Here is a 14,150-nt window from a genome sequence, read left to right as displayed (position 1 = left end):
CTTCGTTCCTCCTACACATAATCAATGAAATAACGACGGAATCGGATATGGACGGTTGCACCTGTCATTAAAATCACTGCGGTGATGCTCCAAAAATAACAGCCGTACCAGAGATGATCCATCAAATAGCCCGTTCCAATCAAGGCTGAACGATACCCTTCAATTAAATAGACGAGTGGATTAATCATCAACAACGTCTTAAAGATGGAATGATCGGGTGGGACCCACATGATTGGTGTCAAATACATCAGCATCCGCATGCCTGATGTGACCATGTTTTGGACATCCCGGACCATCGTCGCGAGTGCCGACAACAGGAGTGAGACCGCATATAAGAAAATGATTCCTGCCGGTATGATGTACAACAGTTCGAACGTATGCCATCCCGGAAAATAACCGAAAGCCATTCCTAAAATAATCGTCAGGAGGACCATCGCAATGTGCCGGTAAAATTGTGCCAAAATGACATAGGCCGGAATCGTACTCAACGGGAAATGCATCTTCGAGACGAGCGCGACCCGTCCATAGATGGAACGGGAGCCACTCGGAATCGTACTTCCGATAAAGAACCAGGCAATCAATCCACTGACTAACCATAAGACAAACGGAATCCCGTCAACCGGGTGTCCACCTCGAATCCCAAAACCGAAGACGACCCAGTAGACGCCGATTTGCAGCAGGGGTGTCATGATTTCCCAAAACCAGCCGAGGTATTGCATGCTGTATTGGCTTTTTGTCTCATAGAGTGACAGGCGTACGATCAGGTAAAGATGATCTTTCAACTCCTGGAGGATGGTACGGACGCTCTTCATATCGCTTCAGCATCTACCTTCATCGTGCTATGTGTATGCAAATTACCAAAGTTGAGGACCATGATATCTTCAAGTTCTCCGACGACGCCTTTTGTATCGAATAAGACCGGTGTGCGCATTTGGTTGTTCAGTCGACGTGAATCAAATGTCTTGAATTCATCGTGATCGACAAGGACAAGGGCAAGGTCAGCGCCTTGAATCGCTTCAATCTCGTCGACTAATGTGAAGCGTGACGAAATCGAGCGTTCGACGTGCGGATCACAGACTGCGACATCAAGGCCACGATCAAGTAATTGTTCGATGACTTCAACTGCCGGACTTTCCCGCATATCATCAACGTTTCCTTTATATGTGACACCGAAGACAGCAATTTTCGGCCGGACACGTGAGCCAACGAGTCGTGCTGCCTGTTCTGCGACAAAGCGTGGCATTTTGACATTCGTATCACGCGCCGTATGGATGATTCGTGCAAGTGATGGAGCTTTTGCGACGATGAAGTACGGGTCGACGGCAAGACAATGTCCTCCGACACCCGGTCCTGGATGATGTAGGTTGACACGTGGATGCATATTCGCCATCTCAATCACATCAAGGACGTTGATTTCTAACTTATGACAGACTTGAGTTAATTCGTTCGCAAGTGCGATATTGACATCACGGAATGTATTTTCCATCAATTTCGACATCTCTGCCGTCTTCGCATCCGTTTGGACGATTTCCCCTTGGACGAATGTCCGGTAGACAGCTGCCCCAGCCGCTGCGCAAGCTTCCGTCAGTCCACCGACAATCCGGTTGTTATGAATCAATTCATGAAGGATTTGTCCCGGTAATACCCGTTCCGGACAATGGACGACGAACACGTCTTCGCCAATTTTGAATCCCGCTTCTTCAATCAATGGTCGAACATGGTCATCCATCGTCCGTGGTGCGATTGTTGATTCGACGATGACGACGTTTCCTTTTTCTAAATGTGGCAGCAGATTGCGCACTGCGGAAATGACATATTTCAAGTCACATGATTTGTACGTATCGTTTAGGTTCGGCGTCGGAACGGCAACCAGAAAGACATCAGCTTGTTCCGGTGTCAATGTCGCACGGAATGTACCGTTCGCGACGACTCGTTTGATGACATCTTCTAAACCTGGTTCTTCAATATGGATATCTCCTGCATTCAACATCTCAACGATTCGTGGGTCGATATCGACACCGACTACTTCTGTGCCGTGATCTGCGAACATCGCAGAAGAAGGTAATCCAATATATCCAAGTCCGATTGTACAAAGTTTCATTTTGTCATTCCTCCATCTAGTGTGTAGTTCACGTCAAACCTTGCATCGAACATGACGTGGCTGTACCTAGACCATACCGACAATTCCTAGTGTTTCCAATGGTTCTAACCATCTCTTAAACCATTCTTCACAGACCTTACATTCGCCGTATTTTCTGTACTTTACGTAAAGGTTGTAAAGATTCAACGAACACTGTGACGGATTTTGTGCCATAGCGACGCTATCCACATCAAACGGCTTCGATTTGTGTGGTTTCACTTGGTATTAACTGTAGTTCCCGTCGGCTTCATGTGCTATTTCCGCTGAAACTGCCGCATATACCGCTAAGAGATGTTGTTTTTCCTCGTCCCAGTTGTACCGTCTTCTCGCCTCTTCCGCTCGGCTTTTCATCTGATTCCGTAACGAATCATCCGCTATCAATCGATTGACCGCTTGCGCAATCGACTCGGGCGACTCGACATCGACAATCAAACCGACTTGTTCCGTTTCGACGACCCGGCGAATTTCTGGTAAATCTGCCGCGACGACCGGGACAAGTGCTGCCATATATTCGAATAACTTATTCGATGAGGCTGAATAATGGTTAAAGCAGACGTTTTGTAAGACTTGGAACCCGACCGTTGCTGCCGCTGTATAACTCGGCAACTGATTTAGTGGTACTTTATCGATGAAATGAATTCGCTCACGCGCTGAAGATTCTGCGGCTACGTGTTGCAAACGTGTTTTGATTTTACCGTCACCAACAAATAATAAAGTTCCCTTCGTCACGGATGGCATCGCCTCAATCAATCGTTCTAGTCCGCGTCCTTCTTGAATCCCGCCTTGATAGAGCAAAATTGGTTCCGCACGGTCGAGGCCTAGTTCTGTATGCAATGGACGTGCCGCCGGGATTGTTTCCTGATAAAACGGATAATTATGAAGAACCGTTGGCCGGCTTCCGTACAGTTGCTGATGATAATCTGCTCTTGTATCATTTTCGACCATTGTCCAATCAACGAAACGCAACAGGATACGCTCAAGGATTCCTTGTCCCTTCCCGTATCCTGTCCGGTCGGTTTGCACTTCATGTGAATCATAGACGACTTTCGCCTGACGTTTTGCTAAAATCGCTTGCGGTAACGTATTTAAATCATTAGCGTGCATGATGTCGTATTGACGCTGTCTTGCGGCACGCGTCATCCGGATGATGCCAAAGCTGTTATAGACCGCATATCGTATAAAGCGGCTTTTTTGTAACAGATAAAGCACGAGCAAGACGGGAATCAACCACGGAATCAGTAGCAACACTCCGATAGCCGCGACTAGCGTAATCGGTGACCGTTTCCGAAAACGTGACAGTAGACTGACGAATGGTGGTGTGCGATCAATCCGAAGAATGCGGAAACCGGCTGGATGTTGCTCGATTTTCGGTAACGTCCCATCATTTAAGCAATACAAGTCGACCTGATACGCAGCATCGGCAAGGGCCGTACATTCTCTTAAGACACGGGCATCATTCGTAAACGTGTTCCACACAAACATTCCGACACGTTTCATCCCTTCACCTCCACTGTCTGTTGACACGTTTGACGAATCGTTTCAAACAGTCGTTCTTCATTTTGTTCCCAGTCAAAGTGTGTCTGGACGTAGGCGACGCCAGAGCGACCCATCAATGCCCGTTCTTCCGGATTGTTTGCGAGATGACGAATCTGCCGGACAATCTCGTCCCGACTGCGGTCACGCGATACGACACCAGCACCTGACGCTTCAATCACTTTTGCGGCATGTCCGGAAACGGCGCCGACGATGGCGCACCCCATCGCCATATAATCGATGATTTTCCCAGGTGTGACCGTGTCGAATGCCGTACTCTCAACGAGCGTCGCAAAGGCGATGTCACTTTTAGCGAGTTGCTTCAATGCGTCCCAACGCGGCATCGCGTTCATGAAATGAATGTTCGTAAGTTTCCGTTCCGCAATCAACGTCTCAAATTTTTCCTTGTGATACCCGTAACCGACGACATGGAATTCAATATTTCTGTCGACCATTAAACGTTCTGCGACATCAAGTAATAAAAAGACATCTTGCGCCAGTCCGATATTGCCCGTGTAGACAACGCGGACTTGTTCCGAGACTTGGCGCCGCTTAATCAACCACTCATTTTCTTCAATCGAATTCGGAATGTAGTGAATACGCGATGCGTCAATCCCCTTCTGTTCGATATAGGACCGAAACCCTTCGCTGTTGATGACGATTTGATCCGCTTGATGATACATCCATTTTTCAAGCCAGTACAACGGTCTCAATAACAGGCGTGATTTCGTGATGCCGACACCGACGAGTGATTCCGGCCATAAATCACGGACGTCTAAAATCAGCGGTGCCTGTTTGACATGTTTTGCGACGACTCCGACCAGTCCCATAAAAATCGAAGGTGTCGTCGCATAAATGTATGCATATGGTTTTGGATCTTGCCGCACTTCTTTGACGGCTAAGAAAAATTGTTCGACGAAGAGATGGAGTCGTTTCCATAAGTTAGTTGTCGCCCGGACATCGCGTGGTTGAATCCGTGTGACATGCGCGGCGTCAAGCGTCGGTTCATCCCAAAACATCGCATCCGTATAGAGTTCTGCCGTCGGATAAAGCGGCTCCGATGTCAAGACATGGACGTCGCTCCCCCGTTGTTCCATACGCTTGAAGATATTTTTCATCCGATTCGCAGCACTTCCGATTTCCGGATAGAAATTTTGACAAATCATTAACACGTTCATCGACGTCTTGCCTGTCTTCGGGATAGTTTTCGTCTGAGTTTCCAGTAACGGACGATGACTTTTCCTAATTTTGAATTTGCGAGTGACCGGTATTTTGACTTCCATGCTTCATTCGCCTCCAGCACTTCCATGTTCGAAACGAGTGCTTCCTCGTAACGTTTGAGCACTAACGTATATTGTTGCGCGAGTTGTTCCAGTTGTTGATCCTTCTCGATCATTTGGTGTTCCAGCTTCACCTGTTCATTCGATTGTTCCACCATCTGCAGTTCAATTTCCGCTATGTGTTGCACTTTTTGTTCCAGTCGCTTGTTGACTTGTTTTAGACGAATCACTTCCGCTACGTGCATCCGCTCAACAGTCTCAAATGAATCTTCGAGCCAATCGACTTCTTCAGCAGACAACATCCGTCCTGTTTGTACATGTTCCTGAACAACAAGTGTCACGCCGAGCCACTTATCGAACCGTTCGATTTTTTCAATCGTGCCGTACGGTGTTAACTGTTCGATGAGCCTTTTCAAGTAATAGGTCCGCTTATGATCGGCGTAATCATTGACACCAAACGGAACGGTCACGACAAGCCGTCCACCTGGTTTGACGAGCGTATATGCCTGCTGAATCACCCGTTCCGGTTCACCGATGTGTTCGAGCACTTCCGTCATCAAGACCGTATCGAATTGCCTGTTTGCTGAAAAGGACATGATATTCGTCTCACTGAACATGACGACGGACTGGACAGATGCCGCTTCTTCTTTTAAGGCAGACGTTGCTTCTGCGATCGCTTCCGGAGAAACATCGATTCCTGTGACACGTTTCCCTTCGCGCCCAAGTAAAATCGGGACGAGTCCCCCCGAACACCCGATATCAAGGATGTCTTCTCCCTTCGCCTCCCGTATTATCCAGTGAATGCGTGCCCGGACCTTTTTTCCGAACGCGATCCCTAACTGGTCATAATAGGCGGCGCGGACTTGATCCTTCGGTCGTTTCATTCCTGCTGTGCTCGTCATGCCGTGACCTCCTCTACTAACAATTCTTGAATCGTATCCGTCTTCCCCGCATCCGCTAATTCAACAAACTGTCGGACTAACGGTGTCGATAGTTGAATCGGTTCATAAAATCCGACAATCGTCCGTAATAAGGCAACACTTGGTCCAAAGTCCTTATCACTACATTGTCGCAACTTGACCAAATACCAGTGTTCAAAGAAATGTTCAAAACGTTTCGTCTTGTATTGGTCGAGCACACCATATTTTGCAAACTTCTCTGCCCGTGCCTGTTCCCGGATGACACTTCGTTCGAAGAACCTGACTGTCAAGGAATTAACGGTCGAACCGGCGACTGCTGCGTAATAATAATGCACGACGCGGTTCACAAGCAGAACACGTTCCGCCCGTAACATCATTTCTTGGAAAAACAGTGAATCTTGACCGACAGCTCCGACGACCTGTTCCAATTGATGTTTGACGAGGAAATCGCGCTTGACGACCAATGCTTGAATGCTTTGCACGGCAAAACGATGTTCAAGCAGATAGGCACGGGGGTCTTCACAAACGGTTCGTCCTTTTTTCCGAATCGTCGGCAGGGCGATGATACTCGTCTTCTCGGCCAGCTTTTTCATATGACCGACGGCAAAATCGAGCGTAGCATCTTGATCAAGTTCCTCTAACAGTTCAGCATAACGGTCACTAAGGACTTCATTGTCCGGATCCAAAAAGGCTACCCGGTCAGCACGCGCCAGTTCGACACCTTTGTTACGAGGACGTGATGCGCTTCCACTCCCGCCTGTTTCAAAGAAGTAAGTCGTCACGTTTCCATGTCGTCGCCCGATCCGTTCGACGGCATGAACCGTCTGACGGTCCGTCGATCCGTCGTCGACAAGCACGATTTCCGTTTCATCAAAACGATTCATCCGCTTCAAGCTCGCAAAACATTTATACATCAAATGATGGCCGTTGTTATAAATCGGCACGACGACTGACAAGACTGGCGCACGGAGCGGTTCCGTTTGATACTGTTCCTTCCATTCGAAGCAATCGATCATAAGCGTCCGTCCAGACAACGTTCCACTGACAAACTGTTCATACGGGACATGCTCCCGCCAGACCATCGCTCCGGTATCTGCGCCTGACGTCTCAAAGACTTCATAAGCGGTTTGTCCGCTGAGCGATTTTCGGACGATATCGGCATCGGCAAACTTAAAGCCGTTGCGTAAATCTTCGAGGTAATATTCTCCGTACGACTCGCCGCCGTCGAGCAAGGCAACAAGGTCGGCTTGTCCATATTCCGTTTCCGTCAACTCGGACAGATGACAAATAGCATCGGCTTCAATCGATTGATTGGCAATCTGCTGTTCAAGTGCCGGTGTCGGATTGCGTAAGACGACGAGCAGGCGACGCGCCGGTTGTTGTTGATTGAGTTTCAGCATCCGCGCCAATTGATCGACCCGGTCAAACACCGTGTGACTCGACATGACGGAACGGATTCCTTCAGCACGTAATCGCTCAATCTCTTCTTCAGATGTCCGTTCGACGATTGCTTTGATTTCCTGTTGATCGTGAACTGTAAATACGTTTGGAAACAGATTGTTGACGGCGATACTATAATTCGAAATGATTAGATTCCCAAGTGCCTGCGATTCAAAAATCCGGCGCGCACACATCGTTTTACTGTATTTGATGCTATTGAGATTCAACACCCAGTCGTAACATTTGCTCACCTGCTGAAGCGCATCATACGGAATCGCAGGTGCAACCCGTTTGACGTACCGAGCCGGGAAATGATAGTCCGGTAAATCGAGGTGATAGTTCCGATCGACGATATCAAGCTGATGCGATGAGCTCATCACTCCATCGAACAAGACTTCTGTATCCTTGACACGTTCTGGATACTTCGCCATCCAGCTCCCGGCGAATAAGACATGATTTTTCCGGCTTCGGGTTGCGCCAAGCGGATTATGGATCAGCGGATTCACACCGAACGAGACCGCTTCAATCCGGTCATGGCCACAAAGCACTTGATATTCCGGAAGCATCGCTTCGTCTGACGTCAGCACATAATCGGCTTGTTTTGCCAGCTCACTGAAACGGTCGAAGTTACTCGGGTCTTCCGTTGACTGGAAAACAACGGGAATCCCTTGTTGTTTCACTTCTCGCATCATCTGGAGGAGTAATGTTCTTTTTTTCGATTTCGGTGTCGCGACTCCTTTCCAGTCGTCCCCTTGCAATCCTTTCCATGACGTGATGACTAAAAAGAAATCAATTTTACGACTAAAGACATCTTCAAACGTATCTGCGTTCACATAATGGAGATGGAAGGCGTCTTGATAATAAGCATGCATGAATTCGGAACAGACGACAGCCACTTCAAGCGGTCGTTGTTCGTAGTAACGGGACTGACTCCGAAGCGGAATCGATTGGTAGTCGATCGTATCGAGTAATTGTCGATTACTCTCTTCTTGATAGCGCAGTGTTTTTGATTCAATCAGTTTACCTGAAGGACGGATCGTCTTCGCCCTTCCTAATGATTCTAACCGTTGTAATGTCTCGAACGCAGTCGAACTCGCTGCTGGTTCAGTCTTCAATCGCTGTTGTTCAGCACGGGCCCAACTTAGCTGTTGTGTTACTTTTCTTTTCCACTGTTGTTCATTCACGTTCAAAACACCCTTCCTGCTTGATCTCTTTTCAGTCTACGAGAGCAGTTCAAAGGGCACTTAAATACCTTGCAAGGTTTTTGTAAAGAGTTGATGAATGTTTTCCAGTATTTCCTTACATTCCAGTGAAGAACAGCACGATTTCGTGTGGACTAGTGTTTGTTCATGACTCACTTTTGAACAACTTGGCAATACATATACGAGCACTCGGTTAGTTTCAGAATTAATCAGTTGGGTAATATTTAAGAAGAATAGAACGAGGAAGGAATGAAATTTATCATGAATGAACAAAAAAATGATTTACCAAACGAGCAAGCAGACGTCGGTCTCCACCCAGATCCTGAACCAGCTAAAACTTCGGATCCCGGTATCAAACCTGCCGAAACACAACATCCAGATCCTGATTTAGAAGAGTTGAAAGAAGATCAAAAAAAAGCGTAACCGGCATTTTCGTGTCGTAACAAAAAAGCGTCGGACGATTCATTTACGAATCGTCCGACGCTTTTTTTAGGTAGTACGTATATACATACCAAGTCTACACTTTACAGTTTCACGAGTAATTTCCCTGTGTTCGAACCATCGAACAGACCAAGGAATGCATCTGGAACAGTTTCGAACCCTTCAAAAATCGTTTCCTCATATTTCAATTCACCAGCACTGACCCATGTGCCTAGCTTTTCTGCTGCTTCCTTGAAACGTTTTCCATAATCCCCGACTAAGAAGCCTTGCATCCGGGCCCGTGAAGCAATCAATTTCGATTGAACGCGCGGTCCGATGTTCTCTTTTTCATTGTACCCAGAAATCGCACCACAGACTGGAATGCGGGCAAACGGATTCAAACGGTCAATGACTGCGTCCCCAATCTCCCCTCCGACATTTTCAAAGTAGACATCCACTCCACTCGGACACGTACGGTCAAGTGCTTCGCCGACGTTTTCCGTCTTATAGTTGATGACTTCATCAAAACCAAGTTGCTCTTTTAGGTAGGTCGTCTTTTCATCGCTTCCCGCGATTCCAACGACACGAGCTCCTTTGATTTTAGCGATTTGTCCGACGATTGATCCGACAGCCCCGGCAGCAGCCGATACGACAACTGTTTCGCCCGGTTGTGGGTTACCAATGTCAAGTAAACCGAAGTAAGCAGTCATCCCTGTCATACCGAGTACACCAAGCGCTGTCGATACGGGGGCCAGTGACGGATCAATTTTCCGGATACTTTTTGCATCAACGACGAGTTTTGTTGCCCAGTCGAGCATTCCGACGACGACGTCGCCTTCTTCAAATGCGTCACTCCGTGATTCGATGACTTTTGCGACGACACCGCCTTGGATTGGTGCGTCCAGTTCAAATGGTTGCGAGTATGAACGTGCATCATTCATTCGTCCGCGCATGTAAGGATCAACTGAGATGTAGAGTGTCTCGAGTAAGACTTGTCCAGCATCTGGTGCGTTCAGTTCGATTGATTCATACCGGAACGTCTCATGTGTCGGACGTCCTTCCGGTCTTTCTGCTAAAACGATTTGTTGTTCTGCCATTTCATTCAGCCTCCCCATTAAGTTTACCTCTTCACTCTAGCAGTCCTGTTCCCGAAGTGCGAACAGAATGCTTTCATCAATTCACAGAAAATTCCTATTTTTTCTTGACGCGTTCATTTCTATCCCGTAAGATAAGAAACAATTCATAGCTTTTATGCTGTTATGCACAAAAGCATTACATAAGGAGTGTATTCCCATCGAATCTTCTACAACACGAATCAACCGTCAGTTCGGAATCCATGTACTGAACGGACTCAGTATCGGTATTTTAGTCGCACTCATCCCTGGTGCCCTACTCGGTGAACTTGCCAAAGCGTTGTTGCCTTATTTCGCACCTGCTCAACACATCATCGATTCGACTACGCTCGCCATGCGTTTGTTACCGATGGTCATCGGTGTTGCCGTCGCGATGCAATTCAAGACGACTCCGATTGAGACCGCCTCAATCGGTCTAGCGACGGTCGTCGGTTCAGGTGTCGCGACGCGGACGGAAACGGCTGGTTTCTTATTCGTTGGTACGGGCGACGTCATCAATGCAGGGATTACAGCCGCCATCGCAACGGCCCTCGTCTTATGGATTGGAAATCGTTTTAAGACATATACCGTCCTCGTCATGCCGACGTTGATCATCGTCGGGGCAGGCGGCATCGGCGTTCTGACGTATCCGTTCATCACTAAGATCACGGCGACGATCGGACAAGTGATCACACAGTTCACGGTTCTGCAACCGGTTTTGATGGGCGTCCTGTTAGCCGTTACGTTTTCAGTTTTGATCGTCTCTCCGCTGTCGACCGTCGGCATCGCAACAGCCATCAGTCTCTCGGGCATTGCGGCAGGCGCGGCGAACCTCGGTGTCTGCGCAGCCGGATTCGGTCTTGCGATTGCAGGCTGGAGAGCAAACTCACGTGGAACGTCGATTGCCCATTTTTTAGGGTCACCGAAAATTCAGATGGCAAACTTCATCCGAAATCCCATCATGATCGTCCCCGTCATGTGTAGTGCCGCCGTCCTCGGTGGACTGGCCGGTCTGTTGGACATCCAAGGTACTCCGTTTAGCGCCGGTTTCGGAATGTCCGGTTTGATCGGCCCCATCAATGCCTTACACTTGATGGCGGGTGGATGGACATGGGGGAATGGATTACTTGTCTTCGGATTATTCATCTTGCTTCCGATTGTCCTCTGCTTATCGTTCCATCAATTATTCCGCCGATTCCGTCCTTGGACGAACCAGGAAGACTACCGACTCGATTTTGAATAAATAAAAGAAGCGGATTGCCGGCACCGGCAATCCGCTTCTTTTCGTTGACATACTTTAAACAAACTTCAACACATCTGACGGTTTTTCCAGTTGATGATCCGCGTGGTTCCACTCATCCATCGTCCCGAAACCGAACCGACAAACCGCAACCGGCATGTCTGCAATTCGTGCTGCTTCGATATCAGACGACCGGTCACCGACCATCAAATAGTCGACGTCTCCGAACTCTGCCCGGTGCGCTGCTAAAATATCAGCTTTTTGTTTCCCATTCACTGATCCTAAACATTTCGGACTTGTGAAAAATGGTCGGATGGCTTGACTGTCGAGGACAAGATTCATGTAATGCACCCCACAATTACTTGCTGTCGAGACAATATGTCCTTGTTCCGTCAATGCACGGAGTAGCTCGCGCACCCCTTCAAACAGTACATCCTGATCTTTCATCGTCTGCTCTAAATGATGATGACGCTTTTGGCGAATCAACCGAATGTCTTCTTCTGACGCATCCGGAATCGCTTTTTCCCAAAACGCACTACCCGCCAGTCCGTAACTTGCACGGACACGGTCTTTTGAAGGTTTTTGAAGATGCGGCATGTCCGCCATCGCAAGATGAATCGCCTCTGTCATCTGATTTGTCGAGTCGATCAATGTCCCATCAATATCAAATAAAATAACTGCCATGAAAACACTCCTCTATTTTTTTAGCATTCTCTTTTTTCTAACATATAGGTAAACCCCGAAAAGAAGCAATAGCCCGACAATACATGGAGTATACTGGTGAAAATCATGGTGTCGTCCATTTATTCCATGCCCGAGTTTTTTTCCACCCCAAATGAAAAAGGCAGACCACACAAAGAATGAGACCGTCGTCGCAATCGTGAACGTCAAACGGGACACACCTGTCAGTCCGGCTCCGATCGCAAATCCCATTCGCCACATCGGGGACAGGAGTAAAATAAATCGGCCACGTGTCTCCATCTGCTGTTGAAATTGAATCATTCTTGTTTCAGAAATCCGAAACAATTTAAAAACGCGCCCGAGCAGCCGCGCGCTTCCGAGCTGACCAATCGTAAAGAAGATGTTTTGGCTGACGACGAAACTAAATACGGCGACAAGTAACATCAAGACAAGATTTGATTGTGCCGTATGCACCAAGTAACCCGCATAGGCGAGTGGGACTTCACTTGGTAAAAACGGAAACATTAATGTCACCATAATGCCTAAATAACCATAGGACTCCATCCATGCGTGCCAAGCCATCACATACCTCCTCTTCTCCGTTCGTTTCCTCTTCCTAGTGTAACGAACTTTACAAGTAGCGTACAGAAAACAACTTTTTTCTTCATCAAAAAAGCGCAACACTGAATCAATCAGTGCGACGCCTGGTTCGGTTCACTTTATTCAGTACGCATCCTCACTTTGGAGCGGCTGCGTCCGTGCTTTTTGTTGCTCATCTTGCCAATCGCTGTATCGTGTCAATTCTTCAAAAATCGTTTTCGTGACGAACAAGATAATCGCGATATCATCCGCGAAACCAAATCCAAGAATAAAGTCTGGAATCAGGTCGATGGGTGAAACGAGATAAATCAAAGCACCAATCACTTTTAAAATCGTGGTCCGGCGAATATCCCGGTATTCTCCCGATTGATATGAACGGACCATATCAATGAAGAGGCGAACTGGTGAAAAGACAAGCGATAGACTCGAGTTTTTTTGAATTGAGTTGTTCGCTCGTTTTAAAATCGATTTTGTTTTTTTCGGACGATCGATATAGTCCTTTGCTTCTTCCGCATATTGATCTTGTTGTTGTTTTAATTTCTCGTTCGATAAATCCATCCGTAAATCCCCCATTCGACGATTTAGTAGCTGTGATGTTATTCGTATTCCCTCAATAACGGATTCATAATCCTCGCTCCTACTATCGGATTAGGTTTTAATCTTTTCGATTCAGGCTATTTCATTAAAAGGAAAGTTACGAAAGAAGAGGAGTGAAGGACATGGATATAGTCAATCAAACGGTTATTATCACTGGTGCCGCGAACGGGATTGGCGCGACACTCGCTAAAACATATGCAAACGAAGGAGCTGTCGTCATTTTGGCGGATATCGACCAAATGACAGGTGAAGTCATCGCCCAAGAAATCGAGGAAAATGGTGGCACGGCTTACTTTTACCGCTTAGACGTTCAAGACGAGCACGATGTTAACTTGCTCATCGAAAAAGCGTTAGAACATACAGGTAAAATCGATATCATCATTAATAATGCTGGCATCATCATTCGAAAACCACTTCTCGAGCTTACACTTGAAGAATGGGACCGCGTCAACCATACGAACTTACGTAGTATCTTTTTGACAACAAAAGCTGCGGCACCACATCTAAAAAACGGCGGTCGGATCGTCAACCTAGCTTCGACACGTGCTTTCATGTCCGAACCCGATACAGAATCGTATGCCGCAACAAAAGGGGGAATTTTTGCTTTGACACATGCTCTCGCCGTTTCCTTAGGACCTAAAGGTATCCTCGTTAATGCGATTGCCCCGGGTTGGATTGAGACAGGGAATTATCATGAGCTTTCTCCAGAAGATCATTCCCAACACCCGGCCGGACGCGTCGGTAAGCCGGAAGATGTCGCCCGCGCAGCCTTATTTTTGACGAATCCAGAAAATGATTTCTTGACGGGCGAGACGTTAGTGCTTGATGGTGGGATGACCCGAAAAATGATTTACGAAGAATAATGATTCTTCGTGAACTTCAACTGAAACGGAGTTGACTCAAAAGTCGCTCTTCTATATAGACAAGGAGGGCAGATCTTAAATCTGCCCTCCTTCAGGCTGTAGACAAAGTGCCATCGGGAGAT

13 protein-coding genes are annotated in these 14,150 nt (G+C 47.3%); 3 read left to right on the top strand and 10 right to left on the bottom strand.

The genetic code is table 11. The features are described 5' to 3' along the window. Positions 1-11 precede the first annotated feature (11 nt). From KNQ04_RS04425 to KNQ04_RS15595, 6 genes are all read right to left on the bottom strand, one after another. Entirely contained in the window at positions 12-812 is an 801-nt protein-coding gene (locus KNQ04_RS04425; RefSeq protein ID WP_214847616.1) for an ABC transporter permease, read from the bottom strand. Then, positions 809-2,101, bottom strand: a complete 1,293-nt coding sequence (locus tag KNQ04_RS04420) for a nucleotide sugar dehydrogenase (RefSeq protein WP_214847614.1) — start codon at positions 2,099-2,101, stop codon at positions 809-811. Before KNQ04_RS04420 ends, KNQ04_RS04425 begins: the two co-directional genes overlap by 4 nt. 264 nt (positions 2,102-2,365) lie before the next feature. Then, complete coding sequence (locus tag KNQ04_RS04415; RefSeq protein ID WP_214847613.1) at positions 2,366-3,637, bottom strand: glycosyltransferase; 1,272 nt, start codon at positions 3,635-3,637, stop codon at positions 2,366-2,368. Beyond that, positions 3,634-4,851 (bottom strand): glycosyltransferase family 4 protein, encoded by a 1,218-nt coding sequence (locus tag KNQ04_RS04410; protein ID WP_214847611.1) that lies wholly within the window; start codon positions 4,849-4,851, stop codon positions 3,634-3,636. The genes KNQ04_RS04415 and KNQ04_RS04410 overlap by 4 nt, the downstream gene beginning before the upstream one ends. Then, positions 4,848-5,855 (bottom strand): class I SAM-dependent methyltransferase, encoded by a 1,008-nt coding sequence (locus KNQ04_RS04405; protein WP_214847609.1) that lies wholly within the window; start codon positions 5,853-5,855, stop codon positions 4,848-4,850. The genes KNQ04_RS04410 and KNQ04_RS04405 overlap by 4 nt, the downstream gene beginning before the upstream one ends. Continuing rightward, positions 5,852-8,497, bottom strand: coding sequence for a glycosyltransferase (locus KNQ04_RS15595; RefSeq protein ID WP_214847607.1), 2,646 nt, complete (start codon positions 8,495-8,497; stop codon positions 5,852-5,854). The genes KNQ04_RS04405 and KNQ04_RS15595 overlap by 4 nt, the downstream gene beginning before the upstream one ends. 279 nt (positions 8,498-8,776) lie before the next feature. Between KNQ04_RS15595 and KNQ04_RS04395 the strand changes: the two genes are divergently transcribed. Further along, positions 8,777-8,938, top strand: a complete 162-nt coding sequence (locus KNQ04_RS04395) for a hypothetical protein (RefSeq protein WP_214847605.1) — start codon at positions 8,777-8,779, stop codon at positions 8,936-8,938. Positions 8,939-9,039: 101 nt separating this feature from the next. On the opposite strand, the gene KNQ04_RS04390 is transcribed toward KNQ04_RS04395, so the two are convergent. Continuing rightward, positions 9,040-10,032, bottom strand: a complete 993-nt coding sequence (locus tag KNQ04_RS04390) for an NADP-dependent oxidoreductase (protein ID WP_214847603.1) — start codon at positions 10,030-10,032, stop codon at positions 9,040-9,042. Between the two features lie 154 nt (positions 10,033-10,186). Between KNQ04_RS04390 and KNQ04_RS04385 the strand changes: the two genes are divergently transcribed. Next, positions 10,187-11,290 (top strand): PTS sugar transporter subunit IIC, encoded by a 1,104-nt coding sequence (locus tag KNQ04_RS04385; protein ID WP_251136883.1) that lies wholly within the window; start codon positions 10,187-10,189, stop codon positions 11,288-11,290. 54 nt (positions 11,291-11,344) lie between these two features. Here the strand turns inward: KNQ04_RS04385 and KNQ04_RS04380 are convergent, their stop codons facing one another. The 3 genes from KNQ04_RS04380 to KNQ04_RS04370 form a co-directional block, all read right to left on the bottom strand. Continuing rightward, positions 11,345-11,971: an HAD family hydrolase gene (locus KNQ04_RS04380; RefSeq protein ID WP_214847601.1), complete on the bottom strand. Its 627-nt coding sequence runs from the start codon at positions 11,969-11,971 to the stop codon at positions 11,345-11,347. 12 nt (positions 11,972-11,983) lie between these two features. Then, positions 11,984-12,550 carry a DedA family protein gene (locus KNQ04_RS04375; RefSeq protein ID WP_214847599.1) on the bottom strand — a complete coding sequence of 189 codons (567 nt, stop codon included), beginning with the start codon at positions 12,548-12,550 and terminating at the stop codon, positions 11,984-11,986. Between the two features lie 141 nt (positions 12,551-12,691). Then, on the bottom strand, positions 12,692-13,126 hold the full coding sequence (locus KNQ04_RS04370; protein ID WP_214847598.1) for a YkvA family protein: 435 nt from the start codon (positions 13,124-13,126) through the stop codon (positions 12,692-12,694). 161 nt (positions 13,127-13,287) lie between these two features. Here KNQ04_RS04370 and KNQ04_RS04365 point away from each other — a divergent pair, with 161 nt between their 5' ends. Then, positions 13,288-14,028, top strand: coding sequence for a glucose 1-dehydrogenase (locus tag KNQ04_RS04365; RefSeq protein ID WP_214847596.1), 741 nt, complete (start codon positions 13,288-13,290; stop codon positions 14,026-14,028). The last annotated feature ends 122 nt before the right edge of the window (positions 14,029-14,150 follow it).

Source organism: Exiguobacterium sp. s193 (assembly GCF_018618755.1).
In the GTDB taxonomy this organism is placed as follows: Bacteria; Bacillota; Bacilli; order Exiguobacteriales; family Exiguobacteriaceae; genus Exiguobacterium_A.
The sequence above is the reverse complement of the archived record's forward strand: the minus strand, read 5'-3'. Positions and strand labels throughout refer to the sequence as shown.

Coding starts and splice junctions, on each gene's coding strand:
- KNQ04_RS04425 (WP_214847616.1), bottom strand. CDS start 812: ATGAAGAGCGTCCGTACCATCCTCCAGGAGTTGAAAGATCATCTTTAC.
- KNQ04_RS04420 (WP_214847614.1), bottom strand. CDS start 2,101: ATGAAACTTTGTACAATCGGACTTGGATATATTGGATTACCTTCTTCT.
- KNQ04_RS04415 (WP_214847613.1), bottom strand. CDS start 3,637: ATGAAACGTGTCGGAATGTTTGTGTGGAACACGTTTACGAATGATGCC.
- KNQ04_RS04410 (WP_214847611.1), bottom strand. CDS start 4,851: ATGAACGTGTTAATGATTTGTCAAAATTTCTATCCGGAAATCGGAAGT.
- KNQ04_RS04405 (WP_214847609.1), bottom strand. CDS start 5,855: ATGACGAGCACAGCAGGAATGAAACGACCGAAGGATCAAGTCCGCGCC.
- KNQ04_RS04395 (WP_214847605.1), top strand. CDS start 8,777: ATGAATGAACAAAAAAATGATTTACCAAACGAGCAAGCAGACGTCGGT.
- KNQ04_RS04390 (WP_214847603.1), bottom strand. CDS start 10,032: ATGGCAGAACAACAAATCGTTTTAGCAGAAAGACCGGAAGGACGTCCG.
- KNQ04_RS04385 (WP_251136883.1), top strand. CDS start 10,187: ATGCTGTTATGCACAAAAGCATTACATAAGGAGTGTATTCCCATCGAA.
- KNQ04_RS04380 (WP_214847601.1), bottom strand. CDS start 11,971: ATGGCAGTTATTTTATTTGATATTGATGGGACATTGATCGACTCGACA.
- KNQ04_RS04375 (WP_214847599.1), bottom strand. CDS start 12,550: ATGGCTTGGCACGCATGGATGGAGTCCTATGGTTATTTAGGCATTATG.
- KNQ04_RS04370 (WP_214847598.1), bottom strand. CDS start 13,126: ATGGATTTATCGAACGAGAAATTAAAACAACAACAAGATCAATATGCG.
- KNQ04_RS04365 (WP_214847596.1), top strand. CDS start 13,288: ATGGATATAGTCAATCAAACGGTTATTATCACTGGTGCCGCGAACGGG.